The following is a 24,375-nucleotide window of genomic DNA, read 5'->3' on the forward strand; positions in this document are numbered from 1 at the left end:
GAAGAGTGGCCGGGAGTGCGGATAACGCAACAATCCCGCCAAAAACCGGGAGAAGGCTGCCATGCCCCACGAGGTCGTCGCCATTGCCCTGCCGGGCGCGCACGCCATGGACCTCGGGATGCCCGCGCAGGTGTTCGAGGGACTGACCGACGAGCACGGCGCCGAGCGCTACCGGGTGCGCGTGTGCTCCCCCGGCGGTGCGCCGATCGAGACGTCCGCGGGGTTCACCGCGGTGCTCGGGCACGGGCTCTCGATCGTCGCGGAGGCGGACACCGTCATCGTGCTGCCGGGATCGGGCGCACGGGCATCGCGCGCGGACTCGCTCGACCCGGAGCTGAACGAGGTGCTGCACGCCGCCCGGGATCGCGGCGCCCGGATCGTTTCGATATGCACGGGCGCGTTCGCCCTCGCCGCCACCGGGCTTCTGGACGGGCGGCGGGCGACGACCTACTGGCGGCGCAGCGACGAGTTCCGGGCGGCCTTCCCGCGGGTTCGGCTCGAGCCCGACGTGCTGTACGTCGACGACGGAGTGCTCACCTCGGCCGGGGTCGCGGCGGGGCTCGACCTGTGCCTGCACCTCATCTCCGTGGACTTCGGGGTCGCGCTCGGCAACGAAGCTGCGCGTCGGCTCGTGATGGCGCCGCGCCGCGCGGGCGGCCAGGCGCAGTTCATCGAGCGCTGGCGCCCTGCGGACGACGGCGATCGCCTCTCGGCCGTGCTCGCGTGGGCGAGCGAGCACCTCGCAGACCCGCTCAGCGTCGACTCCCTCGCCCGCCGCGCCGCGATGAGCGAGCGCACCTTCACGCGGCGCTTCCGGGAGCAGACCGGCACCAGCCCGACGGCGTGGATCACCTCCGAGCGGCTCGCCCGCGCTCGCGAGCTGCTCGAGGGCACGGACCTCTACGTCGACGAGATCGCGCGCCTCAGCGGTCTCGGCAGCGGCACCAAACCTGCGCTCGCAGTTCCAGCGCCGCTTCGGGCAGTCCCCCACGGAGTACCGCCGCGTGTTCCGCCCTGCCTCAGCCTGAGCGGGAGCCTTCCGACGAGTCTGCGAAAACCGCTCCAGATGTCGAGATGGAGAGCAGCTTTTGACGATTCGAGGGTGGAGGAGAGGGAGGAGAGGGAGGAGAGGGTGGAGAGGGTGGAGGAGAGGGAGGAGAGGGTGGAGGGCAGGGTGGAGGGCAGGGTGGAGAGGGTGGAGGGCAGCGTCTAGCGAGTGAGGAGGCCGGCGTCGACGACGTGCTGGCTGCCGGTCACGTAGCGCGCCCGGTCGGAGGCGAGGTAGAGCACGAGCTCCGCGACATCCCGGGTCTCGATCCACGGGACGCCCGGCTGCAGGTTGCCCGCGCTGCGCTCCGCGATCTCGGCCGCGGTGGCGCCCTCGAGCTCGGCGAGCCCGTCGTTCATCGGGGTGTCCACTCCCGTGGGGTGGATGCTCACGACCCGGATGCCGTGCGGCGCGAGCTCGATCGCCCACGCCTTCGTGAGACCGGTGAGCCCGTGCTTCGACGCGACGTAGTGCGAGAGCCGGTTGCCGCCGCGCAGGCCCATGACCGACGAGTTGTTGATGATGACCCCGCTGCCCTGCGCCTTCATGACCGGGATGACACTGCGCGCGACCAGGAACGGACCGGTGAGGTTCACGCCGATCATCGTGCTCCACTCAAGCTCGGTCATCTCGTCGGCCGCGGCGTAGGCGACGATGCCGGCGTTGTTGAACAGCACGTCGATGCGGCCGAGCTGCGCGACGGTCTCGTCGACCGCGGACTGGATCGCCGCGGCATCCCGGACATCGCCGGTGAAGACGAGAGCACGGCGGCCGAGCGCCTCGACCTCGGTGCGGAGGGAGTCGAGCTCGGCGGTGGAGCCCTGCGCGTAGGCCGGGTACTCGATCTTGGCCGCGACGTCGAAGCCCACGATGTCGGCGCCCTCGGCGGCGAGCGCGAGGGCTACCGCCCGGCCCTGGCCGTGGGCGGCGCCGGTGACGAAGGCACAGCGCCCCTCAAAAGCCCGCCCCGGAAGGTCAGGAGGTGCGCTCATCGCCCGGCTTGCGGTAGTCGTACAGCACCTCGTCGAGCGGCACGCGCCCCACGGTGTTGAACAGGTTCGTCGCGACCATCTGCCCGGCGAACGCGAGCAGCAGCACGCGCAGCTGCGGGCTGAACGCCTTCTCGAGGCGGGCGTAGAACTCGGGCTCGATACCGCCGGGGTTGCTCGCGATGAGCCTGCCCCAGTCGATGAGCAGCTGCTCGGCCTCGGTGACCTGGGGGTTGTCGGGGTCCTCGCCGTTGTCGATGAGGATGCGCCGGAAGAACACCGAGCACACCAGGCAGTCGTTCTCGTCGGAGATCGCGTACGAGAACAGCGACACCGCCCGCTCGCCGATGAAGGGCACGAGCTCGTCGCGCAGCGTGTACCACTCCATGTAGGCGGTGAAGCTCGGCACGTGGCTGAGCAGGGTCGCCTTCATGTTGGTGATCCGCCCGCCGTGCAGCTCCACCTGCCGGTCGCTGGCCGCCTTGCCCTCGGGACCCAGGTCGTCGTACTGCGTGATGGGCAAGAAGGTCATGCGACCTAGGGTACCGGCAGGCCCGGGTCAGGCCGCGAGTGTTACCTCTGCGGGATGCAGCAGCACGGGCGATCGCGAGCCGCGGCGGGCCTCGTCCGGGGTGCTGAACTGGATCGAGTCGAACGCACCGGCGCGGATCGCGGCGAACACGTCGGCCGCGGCCTGCTGAGCGGTGCCGTGGGCGGACTTCCAGGCCCGGGCCGCGCGGATGTCCTCGGCGGTCACGGTGACCTGGGCGTAGTCGTCGACGAGCTCCCCGCCGAGGTACTGCACCCAGGCGCGGATGAACGGGGCGAGCGCGGAGGTGTCGCGCACGGCGACGCGGTCGCCCCGGCCGACGGTGTGCACCTGCTTGGTGACAGCACGCGCGAGGAGGGCGCACGGGAACAGGCCGGCCGCGGCATCCAGGCTCACGTCCGCGGGCACGCCGATGAGGTCGCGCTCGGCGACGATCAGTCGGCCGGACGCGGGCCTCGGAGCTCCGAAGGCGACACGGTCGCCGCGGGCGAAGCCGATGCTGTCGCGAGCGACGGCGTCCACGGTTCCGGCGAGCTGGGTGCCGAGCGCGCTCAGGGCGACAGCGGCGACCTGGACGCGTACTTCGCCCTCGGCGGGGCGGGGGGCGGTACTGCGAGTCATAAAAGACAGAACGATCAGTCTGCCCTCGTTATTCCCCTCGGCCGCGCTAGAACACCTTGCCGGGGTTGAGGATGCCCTGCGGGTCGAATACTGCTTTGATCTGCTCCTGCAGGGCGAGCTGGTCGTCGCCGAGCTCATCGCGCAGCCAGCGCCGCTTGAGGATGCCGATGCCGTGCTCGCCCGTGAGAGTGCCGCCGAGGCGGAGCGCGGCGAGGAACAGCTCGTCGGCCGCCGACCAGATCTCGTCCGGGACGTCGCTGCTCTGACCCAGGATGAAGTTCGGGTGCAGGTTGCCGTCGCCGGCGTGGGCCACCGTCGGGATGGTGATGCCGTACTTGGCCTCGATCTCCCCGATCGCGCCGAACATCGCGGGCAGGGCGCTGCGGGGCACGCACACGTCCTCGATGAGCACGGTGCCCTGCGCGGCCATGGCCGGGTGGAACGCGCGCCGGATGCCGAACAGCCGCTCCCCCTCGGCGCGGTCGAGCGACAGCTCCACGGTGCCGCCGAGGGAGCGGATGACGGCGACGATGCCGTCCGCCTCGGTCTGGGCGGCGGGGCCGTCGGCCTGGATGATGAGCTGGGAGCCGCCGGGGTGGTCGATGCCGAGGTGCGCTGCGATGCCCGCCATGGCGCTCTCGCCGATGAGCTCCATGATGGCCGGGTGGAGGCCGGACGAGGTGATGACGGCGGCGGCGCGCGCCGCGTCATCCACGGTCCCGAAATTGGCGCTGATGATGGCGACCGGCCCCGTGACCAGGCGGCGCGCCTTCACCGTCGCCTCCACGATCACGCCGAGCGTGCCCTCGGAGCCGACCATGAGGGCGGTGAGGTCGAGGCCGGTGACGCCCTTCACCGTGCGGTGTCCGAGCTCGAGCAGCCGCCCGTCCGCCAGCACGACCTTGAGCCCGAGGACCGCGTCGCGCGTCACGCCGTACTTGGCGCACAGCAGCCCGCCCGCGTTGGTCGCGATGTTGCCGCCGACCGTCGAGATCGCGCGGCTCGCCGGGTCCGGGGCGAACCACAGCCCGTGCGGCGCGAGCTGCTCGTTGAGCGCGGCGTTGATGATGCCGGGCTGCACGACGGCGAGCTCGTCGTCGACGGACACCTCGAGCAGCCGGTCCATGGCGAGGGTGGAGAGCACGATCTGGCCGGCCTCCGCGATCGCGCCGCCGGCGAGGCCGGTGCCCGCGCCCCGGGTGACGACCGGCGTGCCGGTCTGGGAGGCGATGCGCAGCACGGCCTGGACGTCGTCGACGGTCCGCGCCGACACCACGGCGAGCGGCGCGCTGCCCGACACGTGCCCGGATCTGTCGGAGCGGGCAGTGTCGAGGGCGGTCGCGTCGGTCGAGACGGCCTCTCCCAGTGCGCTCCTCAGCAGCGCGACGACACCGCTGTCGTCGTCGCCGTGGTGCGCGGACGCGTGGCTGGGGCTGGTGACGCTCATCCTGTGATTCTATGCAGCGACCGGGTCGCCACGGCCGGTTCTACGCGGCGCAGGAGATGCAGTGCTGCGTCGAGGGGCGCGCCTCGAGGCGGCCCTTCGCGATCGCGCCGCCGCACGAGCTGCACGTGCCGTAGCTGCCCTGGTCCAGTCGGGCGAGCGCCTCGGAGATCTCGCGGGCGTGCTGCGTGGTCTGCTTGAGCATGGCGCGGGACTGCGCGCCCTCGAAGGCGGTGTTCGACCCCTCGGGGTCGTCGATCTCGTCGTTGGACGAGCCGCGGCGCGACTCGATGCCGTCGGCGATCTCGTGGCTCAGCTGGGCCTCGAGGTCGTGGGCCTCCTTCAGATCGGCGATGAGGCGGGTGCGGATGCGCGTGCTCTGCGCGGCCGTGAGGGGGCGGTCGTGGGCGGTGGTCGTTGAGGGCTTCAGTTCTGCGGTCACGCGCCAAGTATCGGGGTGGACGGTGAACAACAGGTAGACCTTGCGTTCCGCCCCCTCGATGGGATACAGCTGCGGGCCGTGTCCGATTCCCGCTAGAGAACGTCGGTGGCGCGTGGGACTCTGGGGTCATGGACGCCGCCTTCGCCGAGAAGTACCGTGCGCTGTCGTCTCGCGACTCGCGGTTCGACGGCCAGTTCATCGCCGGTGTGCACTCGACGGGCATCTACTGCCGCCCCAGCTGCCCGGCGATGACCCCGCGCGAGAAGAACGTGAGCTTCTACCGCACGGCGGCGGCCGCCCACGAGGCGGGGCTTCGCGCGTGCAAGCGGTGCCAGCCCGATGCGGTGCCGGGCTCCCCCGACTGGAACTTGAGCGACGACCTCGCCTCGCGCGCGATGCGGCTGATCACCGACGGCGTCGTCGAGCGCGAGGGCGTGCCGGGGCTCGCGTCACGCCTCGGCTACACCCCGCGCCACCTCACGCGCGTGCTCGTGTCGGAGCTGGGAGCCGGCCCGCTCTCGCTCGCCCGCGCCCACCGCGCGCAGAGCGCCCGCACCCTGCTCGCCTCCACGGAGCTGCCGATCTCCGAGGTCGCGTTCGCGGCGGGCTTCTCCAGCATCCGGCAGTTCAACGACACGATCCTCGCCGTGTACGAGACGACGCCGAGCGACCTGCGCAGGCTCGCCCGGCGCGGCGGCCGCGCGCTCGCGGCGGAGGCGCCGTCGACCGGCGCCACGTCCTCGTTGGCACTGCGCCTGCCCGCCCGCGCGCCGTTCGACGGCGCCGGCCTCATGCGGTTCTTCGCCGATCACACGGTGGCCGGGCTCGAGTCCGGCGACGAGACGCACTTCGAGCGCGCGATGCGGCTCCCGGGGGGCATCGCCCGCGTGCGCCTGGAGCTGGACGGGACCGGCGTGCGCTGCTCGGCTCGCCTCGAGAGCATCGCGGACGTGTCCACCCTCGTCGCGCGCGTCAGACGGCTGTTCGACCTCGACGCCGACTCCGTGGCGATCGACACCGCGCTGGCCCGCGACGAGGTGCTCGGGCCGCTCGTGGGCGTGCGGCCGGGCATCCGGCTGCCGGGTGCTGTCGACGCGGAGGAGGCGCTGTTCCGCACGCTCGTCGGCCAGCAGATCTCGGTGGCGGCCGCGCGCACGGTGCTCGGCACGCTGACGAGGACGCTCGGGACGGACGGGCTGTTCCCGACCGCCGCGCAGTTCGTCGAGGGCGGCCGCGAGGTGCTGCGGGGCCCGGCGAGCCGGATCGAGACGATCATGGGCGCGGCGGAGGCGCTGGCATCCGGCGATCTGGTGCTGGACGTCGGGATGCCCGCCGACGAGTTCACGGCGAGGCTGGTCGCACTGCCGGGGATCGGCCCGTGGACCGCGGGCTACCTCGCCATGCGCGTGCTCGGCAACCCGGACGTGCTGCTCGGCACCGACCTCGTGATGCTGCAGAGCGCCGCCGCCCTCGGCCTCCCCGGGACCACGAAGGGGCTCGCCGACCACGCCCGCCGCTGGGCCCCGTGGCGCAGCTATGCCGGACTCCACCTGTGGCGCGCAAGGCCTGTGGCCCCGCGAGCAGCAGACCGTACGATCGGAGCATGAGCAGCCCGACCCCGCACGCCGACGTCGACCCGCACGACGGCCGCGACGAGACCGAGAGCGAGCGCAACGACCGGAACTGGACGGAGATCCTGCAGGAGCTGCGGGTGATCCAGACCGGCACGCAGATCCTCACCGGCTTCCTGCTCACGCTCGCCTTCCAGCAGAGGTTCACTGACCTCGACGACTACCAGACGGACACCTACCTCGGCCTGGTGATCGTGGCCGCGCTCGCCACCGCCCTCGCGCTCTCGCCGGTCGCCCTGCACCGCGCGCTGTTCCGGCGCCGGGCCAAGGGCACGATCGTGAAGATCGCGAACTTCATGCTCAAGGCGACGCTCGCGGCGGTCGGTCTCACGCTCACCGGCACGGCGATGCTCATCTTCGATGTGGTGGTGGGCCGCGAGGCGGGCGTCATCGCGGGCGTCGCGGCACTGGCGGTCGTCGTCCTCGCGTGGATCGCACTGCCGGCCGTGGTGCGGGCGAGGGCCGTGTCGTCCAAGGAGCCGCGTGTCTGACCCCGCCGCCCAGCCGACGGCTCGGGCGTTCCAGCGCGGCGACTGGCGGTACGCCGCGAGGCGCGCGTGGCACGGGTTCGTGCGCCACCGGGGCATCGACTCCGCCGCCGCGCTCACGTTCTTCTCCTCGCTGGCGCTGTTCCCGATGGCGCTCACGGTCGTCTCCGCCTACTCGATCGGCAACGGCCGCGAGAATGCCGCCGCGAACCTCCTCGAGATCGTGGGCGAGGTCGTGCAGCCGGAGACCGTGGCGACGATCAAGGAGCCGCTCACGCAGCTGTTCACGGTCACCAACCCGGGAATCGCGCTCGCGCTCGGCCTCGTTCTCGCTCTGTGGTCGCTCTCGAGCTACGCGACCGGGTTCGGCCGCGCCGTCAACACCGTGTACGAAGTGCAGGAGGGCCGGCAGATCTGGAAGTTCCGCGGTCTGATGCTTGTGCTCGCAGTGTTCCTGCTGGCGATCTTCGCCGCCATCGCCGTGCTGCTGCTGACCACGGAGCGCGTGGCGTCGGCGGTCGGCCTCGCCGAGCCCTGGCTCGCTGTCTGGGTCGTCGGCCGGTGGCCGGCCGTCGCCGTCCTGTTCACGCTGCTGATCGCGGTCCTCTACTACGCGACGCCCAACGTGCGGCACGGCCGCCTGCGCTGGGTGAGCTTCGGCGCGCTGTTCGCGATCGTCGCCTGGGGCCTCGCCACCGCGGCGTTCACGCTCTACGTGTCGACGGTCGGCACCTACGACCGGATCTACGGATGGCTCGGCGGCGGCGTCGCGCTGCTGCTGTGGCTCTACATCACCAACCTTGTGCTCGTGCTCGGCGCGGAGGTGGACGCGGAGCTCGTCCGGCTGCGACAGTTGCGCGCGGGCATCCGGGCCGAAGAGGTGGTGCAGCTGCCGATGCGCGACACCAACCGCAACCTCATGCTCGCGCGGCAGCGCTCTCAGGACGAGGCGGAGGGCCGAGTGATCCGGGAGAATTCGGAGGGCTGAGCGGGCTGAGCGGGACGCGCTGCTGCCAGCCCCCACCCATGCGGACTATTCGGACCCGTGCGCGCGCCGCGGAAAGAGCACGGTGCCGAAACCTCCGCGCGGGCTCGGGGATGCCGGCGCAACCCCGGCACGCTCAGCCGGCCTTGGCCTTCTTGGCAGGTGCCTTCTTCGTGGGCGCCTTCTTGGCCGGAGCCTTCGCCGCCCGGTTCTTCTCGACGCTGCGACGCAGGGCCTCCATGAGGTCGAGCACCTCGCCGCCGCCGTCGGACTCCTCCGCCGCCTCGCCGAACGTCTCGGCGGTGTCGACAGCGTCGCCCTTCTCGAGCTTGGCCTCGATGAGCTCCTTGAGCTGGTCCTGGTAGTCGTCAGTGAAGCGGGCAGGGTCGAAGTCGGCCTCGAAGCTCTTCACGAGCGCCTGCGACATCTCGAGCTCTTTGTCGGTGATCGTGACCTTCTCGTCGAGGGAGGCGAACTTGGCCTCGCGCACCTCGTCGTCCCACAGGAGCGCCTGGAGCATGAGCACGTCGCCGCGCACGCGCAGAGCGCCGAGGCGGGTCTTCTGGCGCAGCGCGAACTGCACGATCGCCGTGCGGTCGGTCTGCTCGAGCGTCTGGCGCAGCAGCGCGTAGGCCTTGACCGACTTGGAGTCGGGCTCCAGGTAGTAGCTCTTCTCGAACATGATGGAGTCGACCTGGTCGCTCGGCACGAACTCCACGACGTCGATCTCACGGCTCTTCTCGGCCGGCAGCATCGCGATGTCCTCGTCGGTGAGGATGACGGTCTTGTCTCCGTCGTCGAAGGCCTTGGCGATGTCGGCGTACTCCACGACCTCGCCGTCGAGCTCGCACGTGCGCTTGTAGCGGATGCGGCCGCCGTCCTTCGCATGCACCTGGTGCAGCGAGACGTCGTGGTCCTCCGTGGCGCTGTAGACCTTCACGGGCACGTTGACCAGCCCGAATGTGATGGCGCCCTTCCAGATGGATCGCATGAGCCTGCCCTTCGATGTGAACTCCGTACACATTCTCGTGCAGGCTGGTGTCAAGCGCTAGCCATGGCGGGGCGCGCGCGGAGAGGATAAGGGCATGGCAGAAGACCAGGTGGTGACGATCGACGGGCACCGCCTCAAGCTGACCAACCTCGACAAGGTGCTCTACCCCGAGACCGGCACGACCAAGGCCGATGTCCTCGACTACTACGCGCGCGTCGCGAGCGCCCTCATCCCGCACGCGCGCAACCGGCCGGCGACCCGGAAGCGCTGGGTGCACGGCGTCGGCACCGACGACGACCCGGGCGAGATGTTCTTCCAGAAGAACCTCGACGAGCGCTCCACCCCGCAGTGGGTCGCGCGCCGCGAGCTGCAGCACTCCGACCACGTCAACACCTACCCGCTCGTCAACGATCTCGCGACCCTCACCTGGCTCGGGCAGATCGCCGCGCTCGAGATCCACGTGCCGCAGTGGCAGTTCGGCCGCACGGGCGCGCGCAATAACCCCGACCGCCTCGTGCTCGACCTCGACCCCGGGCCCGGCGCCGGACTGCAGGAGTGCGCGGAGGTCGCGCGGTGGGCCCGCGCGATCCTGAAGGACATGGGGCTCGACCCGATGCCCGTCACGAGCGGCAGCAAGGGCATCCACCTCTACGCGGCCCTCGAGGGGAAGCAGACCAGCGACCAGGTGTCGGAGGTCGCGCACGAGCTCGCCCGCGCGCTGGAGGCCGATCATCCCGACCTCGTCGTCAGCGACATGAAGAAGGCCCTGCGCGAGGGCCGCGTGCTCGTCGACTGGAGTCAGAACAACGGCAACAAGACCACTATCACGCCGTACTCGCTGCGCGGGCGGTCGCACCCGATGGTCGCGGCGCCGCGCACCTGGAAGGAGCTCGACTCCCCCGACCTGGCGCAGGTCGGGTATGAGGAGATGATCAGACGAGTGGCGAAGCGGGGCGACATCCTGGCCGAGCTCACCGCCGGCCACCTGTCGTCGCTCGAGCCGACGCCCGAGCGGATGGCCGGCTTCCAGCACGCGGACGGCGCAGACGACCGCCTTGCGAAGTACCGCAGCATGCGCGACGGGTCGATCACTCCGGAGCCGGTGCCGAGCGGAGTCGCGCCGCCGACCGCCGGGCAGACCTTCGTGATCCAGGAGCACCACGCGAGCCGGCTGCACTACGACTTCCGCCTCGAGCACGACGGCGTGCTGGTGAGCTGGGCGCTGCCCAAGGGCGTGCCGACCGACATCGCGAAGAACCACCTGGCCGTGCAGACCGAGGACCACCCCCTCGAGTACGGCACGTTCGAGGGGACGATCCCCGCGGGCCAGTACGGCGCGGGCGAGGTGACCATCTGGGACCAGGGGACCTACGAGCTGGAGAAGTGGCGCGACGGCAAGGAGGTCATCGCGACCCTGCACGGCGAGAAGCACGGCTCGCACCGCTACGCGCTCATCCAGACCGGTGGGCGGGACGGCGCGGAGAACACGTGGCTGATCCATCTGATGAAGCCGGTAGACGAGCAGCCGACCCGGCACACGAAGGCCGACTCGAGGCGGAAGGTCATCGGCGGGAGCAAGGAGAAGAGGGACCGGGATGCCCCGAGCCCGATGCTCGCGACACTCGGCACGGAGGGCGATCTGGGACTGAACTCGCCCGAGGCTGCGCAGGAGTGGGCGTTCGAGATGAAGTGGGACGGCATCCGCGCGATAGCCCAGGTCTCTCGCGGGCAGGTGCGCCTCACGAGCCGCAACGGCGTGGACGTGACCTCCCGCTACCCCGAGCTGGCCGCCCTCGCCGACGCGGTCGACGGCGACGCGGTGATCGACGGCGAGATCGTCGCCCTCACGCGGGCCGGCCGCCCGGACTTCGGACTGCTGCAGCGCCGGATGGGCCTCACCAAGCTCGCCGAGGTCGAGGCCGCCGCCAAAAAGGTCCCGGTGCACTTCATGGCGTTCGACGTGCTCGAGGTGGCGGGAAAGAGCCTCGCCGCGTCGAGCTGGACCGAGCGCCGCGAGGCCCTGGAGCAGACCGTCCGCTCCGTGGGCGCCGTGCAGGTGCCGCCGGTGTTCGAGGGCGACGTGCGCGCCGCGATGGCGATGAGCCGCAAGCTCGGGCTCGAGGGCGTCATGGCCAAGCGGCGCACGAGCACCTACAGCGCGGGCAAGCGGGTTCGGTCGTGGATCAAGCTAAAGCACCACCTCACGCAGGAGGTCGTGATCGGAGCGTGGAGGCCCGGCGCTGGCAACCGGGCGCACCGCGTGGGGTCGCTGCTCATGGGGATCCCGGACGGCGGCGGACTGCGCTTCGTCGGCAGGGTCGGCACGGGATTCACCGATCGAGACCTCGACGCGATGGCATCCCGGTTCCGGCGCCTCGAGCGCAAGACGAGCCCGTTCACGGAGCTCCCCGCGACGGAGGCGAAGGACGCCCACTACATCTCCCCCGTGCTCGTGGGCGAGGTCGAGTTCGCGGAGTGGACGCCGACGGGCAAGCTCCGCCAGCCGAGCTGGCGCGGCTGGCGCCCGGACAAGGACCCGTCGGAGGTCGTGCCGGAGAGCTAGGCCCACTTGCGGAGGATGACGCGCCGCGCGGCCGGGACGGGGTGCTGGCCTCCCCGCGTGTCATCCTCCGCAAGCATTGCGTAGTGACTGCCGCACGCAGCGCAAGCCCCTGCCCGCGGTGGGCGGGCGCGCCTAGGCTGAACCCATGAAGCCCAGAATCCTCGTCCTCGCCGTCGGTGTCGCCATCGGATACGTCCTCGGAACCCGCGACGGCCGCGCCCGCTACGACCAGATGAAGGCCAAGGTCACCGAGCTGTGGGAGGACCCTCGCGTGGTCCGCGCCCGCAAGGATGTCGAGGCCTACGCCCGGCAGCAGGCGCCGATCATCCGCGAGCGGGCGGAGGCGGCAGCGAAGGCGGCCCCGGGCGTCGCCAAGGATGTCGCCGGCAAGGTCGCCACGGTCGCGACCGACGTCGCGGGCCAGGTGTCCGAGACCGCAAGGGACGTGGCCGGCCAGGTCGCCACCGTCGCCTCCGACGTCTCCGCGAAGGCCACTGCAACGGCGAAGGACGTCTCCGCGAGGGCCGCGGCAACCGCCAAGGACGTGCGCGCCCGCGCCGGCGAGGTCGCGAGCGACCTCCGCGAGCGCGGTGAGGCTGCCGTCGACGGCGCCGTGGAGGCCGCAGGCAAGGCCCGGGATGCCGCCCTCGACACCGTGCCCGACCCGGACGCGGACGGCGAAGGCGGCCCCCAGAAGCGCTAGCTCTGCGGCGGGATGACCGGGAGCGTGAGCGGCCCGGTCATCGCGACCATCCCGCTCAGGCGCTCCGGCGACAGCACCTGGGCGACCTTCTCGGCCGTCATGAGCCCGGCGTCCACCACCAGGTCGGCGATCGAGGCCTTCGTGGTGAGCGCCGTGTGCGCGAGCGTGGCTGCTGCCGCGTAGCCGATGTACGGCGTGAGAGCCGTCACGACGCCCACGCTCGTCTCGACCTGCATCGCCAGGCGCTCCGTGTTGGCCGTGATGCCGTCCACGCAGTTGACCCTCAGGGTGTAGCAGGCGTTGGTCATCCAGGCGAGGCTCTGCAGGATCGAGTGCGCTATCACCGGCTCGAACGCGTTGAGCTGCAACTGCCCGCCCTCCGCGGCCGCGGTGACCGTGGCATCCGCCCCGATGACGCTGAAGGCGACCTGGTTCACGACCTCGGGGATCACGGGGTTCACCTTGCCCGGCATGATCGACGAGCCGGCCTGGCGCGCGGGGAGGTTGATCTCGCCGAATCCGGCCTGCGGACCACTCGACAGCAGGCGCAGGTCGTTGCAGATCTTGGAGAGCTTCACGGCGGCGCGCTTGAGGATGCCGCTCACCGTCATGAAGATGCCGGCGTCGCTCGTGGCCTCGATGAGGTCCGGCGCGGTCTCCATCTCGATGCCCGTGACCTCCACGAGGTGCTTGCGCACCGCCTCCGCGTAGCGCGGGTCGGCGGTGATGCCGGTGCCGATCGCGGTGGCGCCCATGTTGATCTCGTTGAGCCACGGGATCGACTCGCTCAGGCGGTCGTAGTCCTCGGCGAGGGTGTGGGCGAAGCCGCCGAACTCCTGGCCGAGGGTCATCGGCACGGCGTCCTGCAGCTGGGTGCGGCCGATCTTGAGGATGTTCGAGAATTCGCGGCCCTTCGCCGCGAAGGCGGCCGTCAGAAGCTTGTGCTCCGCGAGGAGGCGCTGCACCCCGAACACCATGGCGAGTTTGATGGCCGTCGGGTAGACGTCGTTCGTGGACTGGCTCCGGTTGACGTCGTCGATCGGGCTCAGGTGCGCGTAGTCGCCCTTGGGGTAGCCCATGAGCTCGAGGCCCCGGTTCGCGATCACCTCGTTGGCGTTCATGTTCGTCGAGGTGCCCGCCCCGCCCTGGATGACCCCCACCCGGAACTCGGCGTGCAGGTCGCCCGCGACGATCTCCTCGCAGACCTGGTCGATGATCCGGGCCTTCTCGGGGTCGAGCACCCCGATCTCGGCGTTCGCCCTGGCGCACGCCTGCTTCACGCGGGCGAGGGCGCGGACCAGGTCCGGGTAGTTGTAGATCGCGCGGCGCGTGATCGGGAAGTTCTCCAGAGCGCGCGCGGTGTGAATGCCCCAGTAGGCGTCCACGGGGATGGGCATCGAGCCGAGCGAGTCTGTCTCCTCCCGTGTCTCGGCGGTGAGGTCGAGGGCAGTCTCGTAGGCCCTGCGAGGCGAGTTCTCGTCACCGGCAATGGTTTGCGCGGTATCGGTACTCAGGGTGTGGGTCGACGCTTGTGGCGTGGTTTCCATGTCGTATCTCCTTTGATGTGACGCGACAAGCCTAGGTCAGGCTGCCCGCCTTTAGCCGAAGGCGTGAAGGGCGGGAACGATGAGGTAGATCCCGAAGGCGACGACGAGCCCGCAGAGGACGAACAGGGCGACGGATGCCGGGCGGCGCCATGACTCGGTGCCGTCGCCCACCCGCAGCGCGAGGGAGAACAGGGTCACGAGGACGCAGGCGGCCACGAGGGCGACCCCGACAACCAGCGGGAACGTCGACCAGTCGATCACCGGGCACCCGCCTTCTTGCGCTTCTTCGGCCGCACGAACACGCCCGGTTCGGGAGCGTGGAAGTGGCGGTGGTCGACCTTGGTGCGGCGCGACCGCAGGAAGATCGTGAGGATGGCGCCGATCGCCAGGAGCACGTCGATGATGACGCCCCACAGCCCGAACCCGGCGATGAACGCGGCAGCCGCGCCCACGATGCCCGCGGCGGGGATGGTGATGAGCCAGCCGAGGGCGATGCGGCCGGCCGTGCGCCAGCGCACCGAGGCGCCCTTGCGGCCCACGCCGGTGCCGATGACGGAGCCGGAGGCGACCTGGGTCGTGGACAGCGCGAAGCCCAGGTGGGTCGAGGCGAGGATCGTGGCCGTGGTGGCGGCCTCGGCGGCGAAGCCCTGCGCGGGCTCGACGTCGGTGATGTCGCGGCCCAGCGTCTTGATGATCCGCCAGCCGCCCGAGTAGGTGCCGATCGCGATCGCGAGCGCGCAGGCCGCGATCACCCACAGCTCGGGCCCGGTGCCGGAGGGCTGCATGCCCGCGGCGATCAGCGTGAGAGTGATGACGCCCATGGTCTTCTGCGCGTCATTGGTCCCGTGCGCCAGCGAGACGAGCGATGAGGTGAAGATCTGGCCGCGCTTGAAGCCGTCGCGCTCCCGCTTCCTCGTGACGCCGTAGGCGATCTTGGTCGCGACGAACGACACGAGACCCGCAGTGAAAGGCGCGAGCACGGCGGGGATGAGGATCTTCGAGACGAGCACCGCGCCGTCGATCGCTCCGAACCCCACGCCCACGGCGACGGCGCCGATGAGGCCGCCGAACAGCGCGTGGCTGGAGGAGGACGGCAGGCCGAGGAGCCAGGTCACGAGGTTCCACACGATCGCCCCGATGAGGCCTGCCAGGATCAGCACCGGCGTGATCTGCACACCGCCGTCGCCCTCGCGGATGAGCCCGCCGCTGATCGTCTTGGCCACCTCCGTGGAGAGGAACGCGCCGACGAGGTTGAGGACCGCCGCGATCGCCACGGCGACCTTGGGCTTGAGAGCACCGGTCGCGATGGGCGTGGCCATGGCGTTCGCGGTGTCGTGGAACCCGTTCGTGAAGTCGAAGAAGAGAGCCAGCGCGATCACCAGCACGACAACGAGCGAGATGTCCACCGCTGAGAGTCTTGCACCTCGACGGCCTTCGCCGCCACCGCCCGCGGGATGGCTAGGCTGTAGCCCTCATGGCCACCATCTCCGTCGTTGTCCCGGCGCTCAACGACTCCCCCATGCTCGCGCGCTGCCTCCTTGCGCTCGCCGCCCAGACGCGGCAGCCCGACGAGGTGGTGGTCGTCGACAACGGCAGCACGGACGACACGGCGGCGGTCGCCCGCGCGGCCGGCGCGCGCGTGGTCGCCGAGCCGCTGAGGGGCATCTTCCCCGCCACCTCCGCCGGCTTCGACGCCGCCCTCGGCGAGATCATCGCGCGGCTCGACGCCGACTCGCTCCCGCCGTCCGACTGGGTGGCCCGGCTCGAGGCCGCGTTCGAGGCGGACCCGCGGCTCGCGTTCCTCAGCGGGCCAGGAGACTTCTACGGGTCCACGCGGCTGGTGCACTGGCTCGCGGAGACGCTGTACATCGGGGGCTACGTGTGGTTCGTGGGGCTGCTGCTCGGGCATCCCCCGCTCTTCGGCTCGAACCTCGCGATGCGGGCCGCCGACTGGAAGCGCATCCGCGGTACGGTCCACCGGGAGCTGCGCACCATCCACGACGACCTGGATCTCGCCATCCACGTCCTCCCCGACCAGCGGGTGCGGTTCGACAAGACCCTTCGGGTGGGCGTCTCGGCGCGGCCGTTCGCGAGCTTCGCGGGCTTCCAGCGCCGCATCGACTGGGCGTTCGGCACACTCGGCCTCAACTGGCGCGAGCGCTCCCTGCTCGACCGCCGGCGCGAGCAGGTGCGCTACGACCGGGCGAACCGCTAGCGGTCAGCTGCGGTACAGCGCCACCATGTCGCGCACGAGCTGGTGCGGCGCCGTCTCGCACGGGCTGTGGCCGGTGCGGTAGACCGCGATGCGCGCGCCGATCGCCTCGGCGAGCGCCGCGTGCAGCGAGAGCGGCCACAGGTCGTGCTCTCCGACCGCGACGAGCTTCGGGATGCCCGCCGCCGCAAGCTCCGCGCGCACATCCGGTGCGCGCTTCATGAGCGAAATGATGTCGGCCACGCTCGACCGGCGCGTGAGCGCGAAGCGGTGCCGCACGAATTCGAGGCGCTTCGGCGGCACGTGCGTGAAGTTGTTCCGCACACCCCAGATCATCAGGGCAGCCCCGATGCGGCCGGTGGTGAGGCCGGTGAGCTTGCCGAGGCGCTTCACCCCGCGGAACCCCTGCCCCGGCTGGGGCGGCGCGCTGAGGAGGGTGAGGCTCAGGAACAGGTCGGGCCGCGCCACGAACGCGAGCTGCGCGACAGTGCCGGCGAACGAGTACCCGAGAACGTGCGCGGGCTCCTCGCCCAGCACGAAGAGCAGGTCGCGCACGAACAGCCTGTGGTCGTAGTGCTCCCCCTGGGGCGGCCCCGCCGTCGCCGACTCGTACTGACCCGCCATGTCGTAGCTCTCCACGCGGTAGCCCTCCGCGACGAGCAGCGGCAGCATGAGCACGAAGTCCTCCTTCGACCCCGTGACGCCCGGCACGAGAACGACCCGGGGATGCCCCGGCTCGCCCATCACCAGGGTGGCGAGGCGTCCGCTCGGCGCGTCGATCCACCCGCGCTCGGCGCCCTCGGGCGGAACTGTCCAGTCGATGTCCGGAATCGCCTCGTCCAGGGCGACCGCGAGTGAGGCTTCGTCGGGGCTGGGGGCTGTCACCCGGAAGATATTACGCCTGGACCGGCACCAGTTTTCGCGATGTGACCCTGCCCACGAACTGCTGCAGGCGCCGGTACACCTCGGCCGACGCGGGATGCCGGCTGTCCTGCTGCCAGGTGTGCAGCGCCTCGTCGTCGACGAGGGTCTCCACGCCCACCCCGTGCTCGCGCAGCGCGGCGATGAAGTTGAGGTTGGCGCGGTACAGGTAGTCGCGGCGCGAGGTGGTCACGAGCACCGGCGGGTAGGTGCGGTCGATCCACTCGATCGGCGAGAGGAAGCGCGCTGCGTGCTCCAGGTGCTGCCCGCGGCCGCGCCCCGGCAGGAGCATCCGCACGAAGCCCAGACCCAGGACGAACCCCTTCTCGAAGATCACCGAGAAGTCGGAGACGCTGCAGTGCTGGACGAGGCCCCGGATGCTCCGCGCCGGCACGGCGGGGGCGAGGGAGTAGTGCTCCGCGAGCTCCGGCCTGCTCATCGCGGCCGCGAGCAGGGCGGAGATCTGCCCGCCCGCCGAGTCCCCGCCGAGGACGATGCTGTGCTCGTCGCCGCCGATCTCCCGGGCGTGCTCGCGCACCCACGCGAGCGCCTGGTTGGCATCCCGGAGCATGTGCTCCATCTGGAACCGCGGGGCGCGGCGGTAGTTGACGTTCACGACCACCATGCCGTGGGCTTGGCTCGCGCAGTAGCGGGTGAGGGGCGCCTTGTCGCCCGAGGTCCAGCCGCCGCCGTGGAAGTACACGTACACGGGCAGGGGGCCGGGAGCGTCGACCGGGCGCAGCACGTCGAGCCGGTGCTCGCGCATCCCGTCGCCGACGTAGTCGATGTCGAAGGTGTAGTCGATCGTGCCGATGGGGTCCGCGCTGAACCGGCGGAGCTCCCCCGGCGCGAGGTGCGCCATGAGAGCGCGCCACGCCCAGACGGGAACCCGCGAGAGCGGAAGGGTCGGCAGCGGCATGCGGCCACGATAGGCCGCGACCCCTAGCGTTGCCTGAGCGCACGGTGCCTGTTGCATGAAGGCGCCGTTTGCGCAATGCCGCGCCCGGGGCTTGACCGTGGAGGCCGCCGCGTGGCTACTCTGGAGAATGACCGCACCGCAGGCGTCCCTCGGCTTTCTCGCGCCGTGGATGACCCGGCAGCGCTGGTTCGCCAACAAGGGGGCCGAGCCTGTCCTCGAGGAGATCGGCTCGTGGACCTATGCGAGTGCCGAGCCCGGGGTGCAGGTCGTGACCCACCTCCTGCTCGACCACACGGTGGGCAAGCCCGCGCTGTACCAGGTGCCGCTCACCTACCGGGAGCAGCCGCTGCCGCAGTCGACGGCGCTTGTCGGCAGGCTGGACGGCGCGTATGTCTACGACGGCCCCCACGACCCCGCGTTCACCACCGCGCTGATCCGCTTCATCGCGGACGGCGCCGAGACGACCGGCGACCGCACCTGGGCGATCGGGCAGCACACCGCCGGAACGGTGGCCGACGGCCTCGCCTCGCGGGTGCTGACCGGTGAGCAGTCCAACACCTCGATCATCTACGAGGCGGCGGGCGCGACCCCGCTCATCGTGAAGCTGTTCCGCGCCCTCCACGACGGTGAGAACCCCGACGTCGTGCTGCAGACCGCGCTCGCGCTCGCGGGGTCGGACGCGGTGCCGCACCCGGTAGGCCACATCGTCGCAGAGTGGAACGACCGCGGGGAGGCGAGCGGACGGGCGAAGGGCCACCTCGCGTTCGCGCAGGAGTTCCTGCCCGGCGTCGAGGACGCCTGGCGCGTCGCGCTCGCCGCGGCCGAGGCCGGCACCGACTTCTCCCGCGAGGCGCGCGAGCTCGGGATCGCGACCGCGGGCGTCCATGCCACGCTGGCCGCGAGCATGCCCACGGCAACGGCCTCCCCCGCCGAGATCCAGGCGGTGGTCGGCCTCATGCACGGCCGCCTGGCCGCTGCGGTCGCCGAGGTCCCCGCGCTCGCGGAGTACGGCCCGGCCCTGCGCGAGGTCTTCGCCCACGCGGCGACGGCGGCGTGGCCGGCCCAGCAGCGCATCCACGGCGACCTGCACCTCGGCCAGGTGCTCAAGGTGTCCGGCCGCGGCTGGGTGCTGGTCGACTTCGAAGGCGAGCCGCTGCGCCCGATGCGCGAGCGCAACCGGCTGGACAGCCCGCTGCGCGACGTGGCCGGGATGCTCCGCTCCTTCGACTACGTGGCCGGATCGCTCGCGGTCTCCGGCATCGCGGGCGGCCCCGAGTGGGCGGCTACCGCCCGTGCGGCGTTCTCCGAGGGGTACAGCGAGGCCTCCGGCTGCGACCTGCGGGAGAACCGCGCCGTGGTCGACGCGTTCGAGGTCGACAAGGCGCTCTACGAGACCGTCTACGAGGCGCGAAACCGCCCGAGCTGGCTCGAGATCCCGGTGGCGGCCCTGCGGCGGCTCTCGGCGCGCCTGAACGTGGGATGAACAGCAGCTGGCGAAAACCGGGAATCGCCGGAGACTTCCCGGGGTAACCGGCCGATTGCTGGTCCACTTCACTACAGTTGGTGCGTTTGCATCGACTCATCCAACCCGAATGGCAGCCCTCGTGGAACTCGAGACTCGCACTTCCGAATACGCCCGGCCGGACCACTTCCTCCTGCACCTGAGCGACACCCACCTGCTCGCGGGCGGCAGCAGGCTGTACGGCACCGTGGACGCCGAGACTCACCTGCGGGAGCTGCTCGCGGAGCTCGAGGGCTCCCGCGGCCGCCCGGAGGCGATCATCGTCACGGGCGACCTCGCGGACCGCGGCGAGCCCGACGCCTACGACCGACTGCGCCGCCTGGTGGAGCCCGTGGCCGCGAGGCTCGGCGCCCGGGTGATCTGGGTGATGGGCAACCACGACGACCGCGGAGCGTTCCGCAGCCAGCTCCTCGCCGAGCAGGCGAGCACGCGCCCCGTCGACCGGGTCTACGACATCAACGGGCTGCGCATCATCACCCTCGACTCCACCGTGCCCGGCCACCACTACGGCGAGGTCACCGGCGAGCAGCTCGACTGGCTCGCCGAGGAGCTGTCGACCAGGGCTCCGCACGGCACGATCCTCGCCATGCACCACCCGCCCCTGCCGAGCGTGCTCGACCTCGCCGTCGCCGTCGAGCTGCGCGACCAGTCCGGGCTCGCCGAGGTGCTCCTCGGCTCTGACGTGCGCAGCATCATCGCGGGCCACCTGCACTACAGCTCGACCGGCACCTTCGCGGGCATCCCCGTGTCCGTCGCGTCGGCGACCTGCTACACGCAGGACCTCAACGTGCCGGTCGGAGGCACGCGCGGCCGCGACGGCGCACGGGCGTTCAACCTGGTGCACGTGTACGGCACCACCGTGCTGCACTCCGTGGTGCCCGTGGGGCAGTACGGCGTGCTCGACTACGTCGACGCGGAGGAGACCGCCCGCAGGCTCGCCGCCTCGGGAATCCGCATCGCGGACCGCGTCAACTCGCCGGTAGCGCCCGAGCCGCCGATGACGATGCCACTGCCTGTTCAGAGGTGAGCTTCGCAGGCGAACCAGGCCCGGTCTCCCAGGGTGCTGCGACGCTGAAGTAGCGCTCGAGGAACGCGCGCACGGTCTTGGTGCGGCGCGCCACCGAGATCTCCGGCTGGCTGCCGTCGTTGAGGCAGAAGAAGTCGTAGTCGCGCCGTTTGAGCAGGCGGTCCATCTCGGCGGGCGCCGTCGCGAGGGTCGTCTCGATGTAGCGCACGGATGCCTGGGTCTGCACGACAGCGCGCCCGGTCATGAGCGCGTAGTAGTGGTAGAGCGAGTTCGTGACCGACACGTCTGTCGCGGACCGGAACGCGCTGCGAGCCGTGCGGGCGAAGTCCTCGGGGAACTCGGCCTCCAGTGCGGCCAGGACACTGCGGCGCAGCGGCGTCGCGGCGTGCTCCAAGTGCCGGGTGGTCACGCGGCCGAAGCGCTCGCGCAGCAGCGCACGGTTGACGCGGGCGGCGTTCTCGAAACCGCTGCGCGCCGAGTCCGGCTCGCCCAGCCCGATGCGGGTCTGCGCCTCGATGAACTTCGTGATGCCGCCCGGCGAGAAGAACATCTCCGGCCGCACCGGGCGCCCGAAGAACATGTCGTCGTTCGAGTAGAGGAAGTGCTCGCTCAACCCCTCGATCTTGTGCAGCTGGCTCTCCACGGCGTGCGAGTTGTGCGTGGGCAGGGCCTCCGGGTCGCTGAAGAACTCCTCGCTGCGCACTATGGTGACGGCCGGGTGGTCGGCGAGCCACGCCGGCGCCGGCGAATCGGTCACGATGAAGATCCGGCGGATCCACGGGGCGTACAGGTACACGCTGCGCAGCGCGTACTTGAGCTCGTCGATCTGGCGGTAGCGCGCCTCGGAGTCGTCGCCCTCCCCCACCACGTACGCCTCCATGCGCTGGGCGCGGGCGCGCTGGAACTCGGAGGACGTGCCGTCCACCCACGAGAACACGATGTCGATGTCGAATGTCACGTCGCTCGCGAGCACGTCGAACATGCCGCCGAGGGTGCGCCAGGTGCGGCCGTGGAGCTCGACGGCCGCGTCGATCGCCTCCGCGCGCGGCAGCACGCGCCGCATGAGGGCGTTCTCGGCCGGGGCCGTGATGGTCTCGGCGCCGAAGTCCCAGAACTCGAGGCGCACCGCGCCGTCCGGTCCGTAGCGCAGCTTGCCGGCGCGGCTCGCACGGGGGCGGTACAGCTTGAGCACGCGGCCGCCGGGAAGGGCGCCGTCCGCGATGAGCACCTCGGTCGCGGAGCCCGCGCGGGCGTAGAACGGCTCGACCGCGAATTCGGCCGCGAGGGCGGCGGCGGTGTCGCGGGCGCGCGCCCGGTCCACGGCGATGACCGGGCGGTCGTCGTCGCGGCGCACGAGCAGGTGCTCCACGCCGTGCGCGTCGAGGGCGTCGTGGATCGCGACGAGGTCGGCGGCCGTGGCATCCCGTGGCGACAGCGCGTCGTTCACGAGGGTGAAGCGGCCCTTCCGCAGGGTCACGTCGGTGCGGGCGTTCAGGCGCGGATGAGCCCGGCCCAGGATCGTCAGGTCGGGAGTCACGCGCTCTCGCCGCGCGAACCGCTCGCGCTGCGCTGGCTGATGGCGTCCCGCAGGAGGCTCGACAGGGCCTCGAGCTGGATGTTCGACTCCGCGGCCACCTCGACATCGGAGCCGTCGAGCGCGCGGGCGGCGAGGCCGGCCTTGCTGTCGATGAGCTCGGCGATGCGCGCGTCGATGGTGTGCGCGGCGATGATGCGCCAGGCAGTGACGGGCAGCTCCTGGCCGATGCGGTGCACGCGGTCGATGGCCTGCGTCTGCTCGGCGCTCGTCCAGCTGAGCTCGGCGAGCACGACGTTCGACGCGGCCTGCAGGTTGAGGCCGACGCCGGCCGCGGTGAGCGACGCGACGACGATCGAGACCTCGGGGTCCTCGGCGAAGGAGTCGATCGCGAGCTGGCGGGCCTTCGTGCTCTGGTCGCCGCGGATCGAGACGGACTTGAGCCCGGCCTTCGCGAAGTGCTCCTCCGCGACGTCCATCACATCGATGTGCTTGGCGAAGAAGACGACCTTCCCGACGGAGCGGGCGAGCTGGGCCGTGTAGTCGGCAGCGAGAGTCGCCTTGGCCTGGCCGATGCGGCGCACCATGGTGAAGACGTTCTCGCCGGTCGTGGCGCCCTTCGACTCCTCGAGCTCGGCGTGCGCGACGACGCGGATGATCTCGTCGTCGGTCGCGTCGGGCTTGATCTCGCGGACGCGGTTGAACCGGTCGACGAGCCGCGCGGTGAGCGCGGCCTCGGCGGCGCGGATCGAGCGGCCCAGGTCGTCGTCGAGCTCGACGGGGATGTCGGCGACGCGGCGGGCAGGGATGTCTGCCGCGACGTCCACCTTCTTGCGGCGCACGATGCCCATGTCGACGACCGCGCGACGGGCCTCGGCGAAGAAGCCGAAGTCGGCGGGAGTGAGGCCGGTGTCCTCGAGCTTCTCCATGAGCTGGGGCAGCGGCTTCTTGTCGTCGATCCAGCCCAGGAACTGCCAGATCGCACGGAAGTCCTCGATGGAGTTGATCAGCGGGGTGCCGGTCAGGGCCATCATGAGCGCCCGCGGCGAGGTGGCGCGGATGCTCTTCGAGAGCGCGAGCACGTGCTTCGAGCGCTCGGACTTGAGGTTCTTGATGAAGTGCGCCTCGTCGACGACCATGCCCTTGAACCCGAAGCGCCCGAGCCAGCCGACGTGCCGGTCGAGGATCTCGTAGTTCACGATCACGACGTCGCTGAACGCGTCGACGTCCTTGCCGTCGCCGTGCACGACTGTCGCGGTGCGGCCCGGCGTCCACAGCTCGACCTCCCGCGCCCAGTTCGTCTTGACGACGTTGGGCACGACGACGAGCAGCGGGTAGGAGTTCGAGGCCTCGGCCGCGAGCAGGGACTGCGCGGTCTTGCCGAGCCCGGGCTCGTCGGCCAGCAGGAAGGTGCGGTGGCCCTTGCGGACCTCCTCGACGAAGCGCGCCTGGTGGCGCATCATCTCGAGGTTGCCGCGCGTGCGCAGCGTGGTGGCCTCCGGGAGGTCCATCGTCGCGGCGCCGCCGCCGGCGCCGTACTCGAACGAGCGGAACAGCGGCTCGATGAGCTCCCAGTTGGCAAGGCGGTTGACCTTGGCGGGCACCGCCTGCATGCCGCTGAAGTCGGGCGCGAGGAACGGGTTCGACATCTGCATCTGGCGCACGGATGCCGGCACCACCTGCTTCTCGACCTGCTTGTCCACGGGCTTGGGCTCGGTGGTTATGATGAGCTCGTCGGGGCTGAGCTCGACGCCCGCGGCGATCAGCAGGTCGCGGCGGAGGGCCTTGGCGGCCGCGGTCACGGGCGCGTCATCGGCGAGCATCGCGATGAGGCTCGTGTCGCGCGCGGCGGTCTTCGCGAGGATGCCCGCGAGCCCGTCCAGCCGCTTCTGCTCGTTGGCCCGCTCGGAGTCGGTGAGGGACTTGTCGGCCTTGACCCGGGCGCGCTCCTCGCGCAGCAGGAGGGCTGCGACCTGGAAGCGCGCACGGTTGGACGGCTTGAGCGGCCCCTTCTGCACGGCGGTCTCGACCTCGCGCGCGGCGCGGGCCAGGACGGGGATGACTCCGACGTCGTCGCCTGGCCGCACGCGGCGGCGCTGCTGCGACGAGCCGCTGCCGCCGCTGTTGCCCGATCGCTGGCGACGGCGCTGGCCGGACTCGGTCTGTCCCGAAGGTGTCAAGGATGCTCTCACTTGCTGTTGCTGCGGATGCGGGGAAGCCTTCCGGCGAGTACCGGGA

At 71.1% G+C, this 24,375-nt stretch carries 22 protein-coding genes; 9 read left to right on the plus strand and 13 right to left on the minus strand.

Translation table 11 applies throughout. The features are described from left to right. Positions 1 to 61: 61 nt before the first annotated feature. Positions 62 to 1,213 (plus strand): GlxA family transcriptional regulator, encoded by a 1,152-nt coding sequence (locus AC1RTC_RS05495; RefSeq protein WP_493154468.1) that lies wholly within the window; start codon positions 62 to 64, stop codon positions 1,211 to 1,213. Here the strand turns inward: AC1RTC_RS05495 and AC1RTC_RS05500 are convergent. Genes AC1RTC_RS05500 through AC1RTC_RS05520 form a run of 5 tightly spaced genes read right to left on the minus strand, consistent with a single transcriptional unit; the run spans position 1,210 to position 5,094 of the window. Next, positions 1,210 to 2,040, minus strand: coding sequence for a mycofactocin-coupled SDR family oxidoreductase (locus tag AC1RTC_RS05500; RefSeq protein ID WP_493154469.1), 831 nt, complete (start codon positions 2,038 to 2,040; stop codon positions 1,210 to 1,212). The two genes, AC1RTC_RS05495 and AC1RTC_RS05500, sit on opposite strands and share 4 nt — an antisense overlap. Beyond that, positions 2,024 to 2,569: a carboxymuconolactone decarboxylase family protein gene (locus AC1RTC_RS05505; protein WP_493154470.1), complete on the minus strand. Its 546-nt coding sequence runs from the start codon at positions 2,567 to 2,569 to the stop codon at positions 2,024 to 2,026. Before AC1RTC_RS05505 ends, AC1RTC_RS05500 begins: the two co-directional genes overlap by 17 nt. Before the next feature lie 27 nt (positions 2,570 to 2,596). Then, a complete protein-coding gene (locus AC1RTC_RS05510) occupies positions 2,597 to 3,208 on the minus strand; it encodes a hypothetical protein (RefSeq protein WP_493154471.1) in 612 nt (203 codons plus the stop codon). A 46-nt stretch (positions 3,209 to 3,254) separates the two neighbouring features. Beyond that, a complete protein-coding gene (locus AC1RTC_RS05515; RefSeq protein ID WP_493154472.1) occupies positions 3,255 to 4,655 on the minus strand; it encodes an FAD-binding oxidoreductase in 1,401 nt (466 codons plus the stop codon). 40 nt (positions 4,656 to 4,695) lie between these two features. Continuing rightward, entirely contained in the window at positions 4,696 to 5,094 is a 399-nt protein-coding gene (locus AC1RTC_RS05520) for a TraR/DksA family transcriptional regulator (RefSeq protein WP_493154473.1), read from the minus strand. A gap of 128 nt (positions 5,095 to 5,222) precedes the next feature. On the opposite strand from AC1RTC_RS05520, the gene AC1RTC_RS05525 reads away from it, so the two are divergent. From AC1RTC_RS05525 to AC1RTC_RS05535, 3 genes are read left to right on the plus strand one after another with little or no spacing between them, the layout of a single operon-like run. Next, positions 5,223 to 6,701, plus strand: coding sequence for an AlkA N-terminal domain-containing protein (locus AC1RTC_RS05525; protein WP_493154474.1), 1,479 nt, complete (start codon positions 5,223 to 5,225; stop codon positions 6,699 to 6,701). After that, positions 6,698 to 7,216 (plus strand): DUF6328 family protein, encoded by a 519-nt coding sequence (locus tag AC1RTC_RS05530; protein ID WP_493154475.1) that lies wholly within the window; start codon positions 6,698 to 6,700, stop codon positions 7,214 to 7,216. The genes AC1RTC_RS05525 and AC1RTC_RS05530 overlap by 4 nt, the downstream gene beginning before the upstream one ends. Continuing rightward, entirely contained in the window at positions 7,209 to 8,201 is a 993-nt protein-coding gene (locus AC1RTC_RS05535) for a YihY/virulence factor BrkB family protein (protein WP_493154476.1), read from the plus strand. Before AC1RTC_RS05530 ends, AC1RTC_RS05535 begins: the two co-directional genes overlap by 8 nt. Before the next feature lie 133 nt (positions 8,202 to 8,334). Here AC1RTC_RS05535 and ku read toward each other — a convergent pair whose 3' ends face one another. Then, on the minus strand, positions 8,335 to 9,189 hold the full coding sequence (gene ku, locus AC1RTC_RS05540; RefSeq protein WP_493154477.1) for a non-homologous end joining protein Ku: 855 nt from the start codon (positions 9,187 to 9,189) through the stop codon (positions 8,335 to 8,337). A 94-nt stretch (positions 9,190 to 9,283) separates the two neighbouring features. On the opposite strand from ku, the gene AC1RTC_RS05545 reads away from it, so the two are divergent. Beyond that, positions 9,284 to 11,752 (plus strand): ATP-dependent DNA ligase, encoded by a 2,469-nt coding sequence (locus tag AC1RTC_RS05545; protein ID WP_493154478.1) that lies wholly within the window; start codon positions 9,284 to 9,286, stop codon positions 11,750 to 11,752. A gap of 145 nt (positions 11,753 to 11,897) precedes the next feature. Further along, positions 11,898 to 12,455 (plus strand): protoporphyrinogen oxidase, encoded by a 558-nt coding sequence (locus tag AC1RTC_RS05550; protein ID WP_493154479.1) that lies wholly within the window; start codon positions 11,898 to 11,900, stop codon positions 12,453 to 12,455. Here AC1RTC_RS05550 and AC1RTC_RS05555 read toward each other — a convergent pair. The 3 genes from AC1RTC_RS05555 to AC1RTC_RS05565 all read right to left on the minus strand — a co-directional run bounded on the left by AC1RTC_RS05555 (position 12,452) and on the right by AC1RTC_RS05565 (position 15,408). After that, complete coding sequence (locus AC1RTC_RS05555; protein WP_493154778.1) at positions 12,452 to 13,852, minus strand: aspartate ammonia-lyase; 1,401 nt, start codon at positions 13,850 to 13,852, stop codon at positions 12,452 to 12,454. The two genes, AC1RTC_RS05550 and AC1RTC_RS05555, sit on opposite strands and share 4 nt — an antisense overlap. A gap of 201 nt (positions 13,853 to 14,053) precedes the next feature. Then, positions 14,054 to 14,263, minus strand: a complete 210-nt coding sequence (locus tag AC1RTC_RS05560) for a hypothetical protein (protein ID WP_493154480.1) — start codon at positions 14,261 to 14,263, stop codon at positions 14,054 to 14,056. After that, on the minus strand, positions 14,260 to 15,408 hold the full coding sequence (locus tag AC1RTC_RS05565; protein ID WP_493154481.1) for an inorganic phosphate transporter: 1,149 nt from the start codon (positions 15,406 to 15,408) through the stop codon (positions 14,260 to 14,262). The genes AC1RTC_RS05560 and AC1RTC_RS05565 overlap by 4 nt, the downstream gene beginning before the upstream one ends. Before the next feature lie 68 nt (positions 15,409 to 15,476). Between AC1RTC_RS05565 and AC1RTC_RS05570 the strand changes: the two genes are divergently transcribed. Beyond that, positions 15,477 to 16,217, plus strand: a complete 741-nt coding sequence (locus AC1RTC_RS05570) for a glycosyltransferase family 2 protein (RefSeq protein WP_493154482.1) — start codon at positions 15,477 to 15,479, stop codon at positions 16,215 to 16,217. Between the two features lie 3 nt (positions 16,218 to 16,220). Here the strand turns inward: AC1RTC_RS05570 and AC1RTC_RS05575 are convergent, their stop codons facing one another. After that, positions 16,221 to 17,099 carry an alpha/beta fold hydrolase gene (locus tag AC1RTC_RS05575; RefSeq protein WP_493154483.1) on the minus strand — a complete coding sequence of 293 codons (879 nt, stop codon included), beginning with the start codon at positions 17,097 to 17,099 and terminating at the stop codon, positions 16,221 to 16,223. Positions 17,100 to 17,109: 10 nt separating this feature from the next. After that, complete coding sequence (locus tag AC1RTC_RS05580; protein WP_493154484.1) at positions 17,110 to 18,054, minus strand: alpha/beta hydrolase; 945 nt, start codon at positions 18,052 to 18,054, stop codon at positions 17,110 to 17,112. A gap of 127 nt (positions 18,055 to 18,181) precedes the next feature. On the opposite strand from AC1RTC_RS05580, the gene AC1RTC_RS05585 reads away from it, so the two are divergent. Next, complete coding sequence (locus AC1RTC_RS05585; protein ID WP_493154485.1) at positions 18,182 to 19,537, plus strand: maltokinase N-terminal cap-like domain-containing protein; 1,356 nt, start codon at positions 18,182 to 18,184, stop codon at positions 19,535 to 19,537. Between the two features lie 109 nt (positions 19,538 to 19,646). Further along, positions 19,647 to 20,603 (plus strand): phosphodiesterase, encoded by a 957-nt coding sequence (locus AC1RTC_RS05590; protein ID WP_493154486.1) that lies wholly within the window; start codon positions 19,647 to 19,649, stop codon positions 20,601 to 20,603. Here AC1RTC_RS05590 and AC1RTC_RS05595 read toward each other — a convergent pair. Next, the gene (locus tag AC1RTC_RS05595) at positions 20,545 to 22,140 is read right to left on the minus strand and encodes a stealth family protein (protein WP_493154487.1); all 1,596 of its coding nucleotides are present in this window, start codon (positions 22,138 to 22,140) and stop codon (positions 20,545 to 20,547) included. The genes AC1RTC_RS05590 and AC1RTC_RS05595 overlap by 59 nt on opposite strands. Continuing rightward, a complete protein-coding gene (locus AC1RTC_RS05600; protein WP_493154488.1) occupies positions 22,137 to 24,317 on the minus strand; it encodes a DEAD/DEAH box helicase in 2,181 nt (726 codons plus the stop codon). Before AC1RTC_RS05600 ends, AC1RTC_RS05595 begins: the two co-directional genes overlap by 4 nt. Positions 24,318 to 24,375: the final 58 nt, after the last annotated feature.

Source organism: Rhodoglobus sp. GW821-FHT12B09, from assembly GCF_058809925.1.

Bases quoted from the DNA above. Each gene is read 5' to 3' on its own strand.
- AC1RTC_RS05550 (WP_493154479.1), top strand. From the start codon at position 11,898: ATGAAGCCCAGAATCCTCGTCCTCGCCGTCGGTGTCGCCATCGGATAC.
- ku (WP_493154477.1), bottom strand. From the start codon at position 9,189: ATGCGATCCATCTGGAAGGGCGCCATCACATTCGGGCTGGTCAACGTG.
- AC1RTC_RS05555 (WP_493154778.1), bottom strand. From the start codon at position 13,852: ATGCCCATCCCCGTGGACGCCTACTGGGGCATTCACACCGCGCGCGCT.
- AC1RTC_RS05515 (WP_493154472.1), bottom strand. From the start codon at position 4,655: ATGAGCGTCACCAGCCCCAGCCACGCGTCCGCGCACCACGGCGACGAC.
- AC1RTC_RS05570 (WP_493154482.1), top strand. From the start codon at position 15,477: ATGGCCACCATCTCCGTCGTTGTCCCGGCGCTCAACGACTCCCCCATG.
- AC1RTC_RS05530 (WP_493154475.1), top strand. From the start codon at position 6,698: ATGAGCAGCCCGACCCCGCACGCCGACGTCGACCCGCACGACGGCCGC.
- AC1RTC_RS05500 (WP_493154469.1), bottom strand. From the start codon at position 2,040: ATGAGCGCACCTCCTGACCTTCCGGGGCGGGCTTTTGAGGGGCGCTGT.
- AC1RTC_RS05495 (WP_493154468.1), top strand. From the start codon at position 62: ATGCCCCACGAGGTCGTCGCCATTGCCCTGCCGGGCGCGCACGCCATG.
- AC1RTC_RS05510 (WP_493154471.1), bottom strand. From the start codon at position 3,208: ATGACTCGCAGTACCGCCCCCCGCCCCGCCGAGGGCGAAGTACGCGTC.
- AC1RTC_RS05585 (WP_493154485.1), top strand. From the start codon at position 18,182: ATGACCGCACCGCAGGCGTCCCTCGGCTTTCTCGCGCCGTGGATGACC.
- AC1RTC_RS05505 (WP_493154470.1), bottom strand. From the start codon at position 2,569: ATGACCTTCTTGCCCATCACGCAGTACGACGACCTGGGTCCCGAGGGC.
- AC1RTC_RS05590 (WP_493154486.1), top strand. From the start codon at position 19,647: ATGGCAGCCCTCGTGGAACTCGAGACTCGCACTTCCGAATACGCCCGG.
- AC1RTC_RS05580 (WP_493154484.1), bottom strand. From the start codon at position 18,054: ATGCCGCTGCCGACCCTTCCGCTCTCGCGGGTTCCCGTCTGGGCGTGG.
- AC1RTC_RS05525 (WP_493154474.1), top strand. From the start codon at position 5,223: ATGGACGCCGCCTTCGCCGAGAAGTACCGTGCGCTGTCGTCTCGCGAC.
- AC1RTC_RS05545 (WP_493154478.1), top strand. From the start codon at position 9,284: ATGGCAGAAGACCAGGTGGTGACGATCGACGGGCACCGCCTCAAGCTG.